This window comes from Candidatus Methylacidiphilales bacterium, assembly GCA_025056655.1.
GTDB lineage: Bacteria > Verrucomicrobiota > Verrucomicrobiia > Methylacidiphilales > JANWVL01 > JANWVL01.
Genome location: JANWVL010000071.1, coordinates 1 through 1,578, shown reverse-complemented (window position 1 = coordinate 1,578; position 1,578 = coordinate 1). Strand labels below are relative to the sequence as shown.

At 40.1% G+C, this 1,578-nt stretch carries 2 protein-coding genes; both read right to left on the bottom strand.

Going from position 1 to position 1,578, the window contains the following annotated elements; all coding sequences use genetic code 11:
- Nucleotides 1-199 precede the first annotated feature (199 nt).
- Nucleotides 200-568 carry a hypothetical protein gene (locus tag NZM04_04165; protein MCS7063230.1) on the bottom strand — a complete coding sequence of 123 codons (369 nt, stop codon included), beginning with the start codon at nucleotides 566-568 and terminating at the stop codon, nucleotides 200-202.
- 97 nt (nucleotides 569-665) lie between these two features.
- Nucleotides 666-1,578 (bottom strand): hypothetical protein (locus NZM04_04160; GenBank protein ID MCS7063229.1); only part of this gene is annotated, 913 nt, incomplete at its 5' end.

Here is a 1,578-nt window from a genome sequence, read left to right as displayed (position 1 = left end):
GGATCGGCGGAGAGGAAGCGCGCGGTGGGATAATGATACAGCCTTGCGCCCATGTGAATCACATCGCCTTCCGTGCGATACCCCCGCCAGCCGCTAGCTTCATGCAAGCCCACCCCCTCCCCAAGCCGCTTCTTTTCTGCTTCTCGGGATGGGCTGTATCTACACTGCATTTTTAACATCATTTTCTTTTTTTTTAATCTCATTTGTCTCTCTCATTTTCTTTCACTTCGATTCCTGCCCATATCACAATTTTTTTGAGGTTTTTTTTGTTCTTGAAATACATGTATAAGATAAATGCTAAAGCTGATAACGATAGTTCTACAAATCTATTTTCACCCAAGAAAATGACTCGTGTTAATGATGGTAATCCGATTACAAATAAAAAGATTACACTGTAATTGAGAAATACTGAAAATACAGAATATACAAAAGCACGGATTGTTTTTTTATGATATATAAAGCTATATGCAAGATTATATACACCTACACCTAGGCAGTATGAATAAAAAAATGGGGCGTTAAAAACAAAATTTTTTAATGAACCAGGAAAGAAAAAATCAGAGGTCACAATGATTAAAAGAACGCATAAGGAATAGCTTAAAAAATACAATATTCCATCTGCAATAGATTTGTATCGGATTAACAATTGTTGCATCAGAGTTTTTTTATTTATAGTTCTTGTGCGGTGATGCTAAATTATTAAATATAGAATTACTATAATTTTGGCTAAGCATGTTATAGCCATTACTAAACGTATCTAGAATTACACTTTCAGTGAGTCCACTTGTTAAATTTGAAATAATGTAATTTACTGCTATTTTTGCTGCAGTTATTTCACTCATATCAGTCCAAACTCCATTCATCGTCATGGTTGTCGCTCGATTAGATACAGCTTGAATACCTCCTGTTCCTCCAACCATAAAATTTAAAGGATTAACATTATCTAATACAGTCCCAAATCCATACGATAGGCCTGTCTCAAAAGTCAGCTTTACCGGGTCTATAGATTCTCCAGTTAATAGACCGGTTATGATATTTTGATTATACGTCCCTGCGGCTGAAGATAATCCTGGATTTCCCGTTACCATATACGTCAACCCAGACATCGCGCCACTCACAGCAGAAGACGTGTAACCCTTCCATCCCATATCTTCTCCTGCAATATCTTTTACCCCAGTGATCGCCATATTCACACTTGCGCCTGCTCCAGCGTAAGACATGGCAGCTTTCATGCCCGCTTGAGAGAATGGTATTGACGATAATGTCAAACCACCTCCAACCATACCCACTCCATATAACAGCACATTCTTTTGCGTTTCAATAAAAGCATTCACCACCACCTCAAATTCTTTATTCAGTTGATTGGCAAATGCCGCCGTGCTTCCTCTTGGCGCGTTCCCAAAAGCTTCATTGGCGCCCATCGACTCAAAAAATCTCCCACTCGGATCCACGCCACTCACCGGATCATTATTCGCATAACTGTAAAGACTCATATCCGAGGCGTGGCCGAGGGGATCGGCGGAAAGGAAGCGGGCGGTGGGATAATGATACAGCCTTGCGCCTATGTGAATCACATCG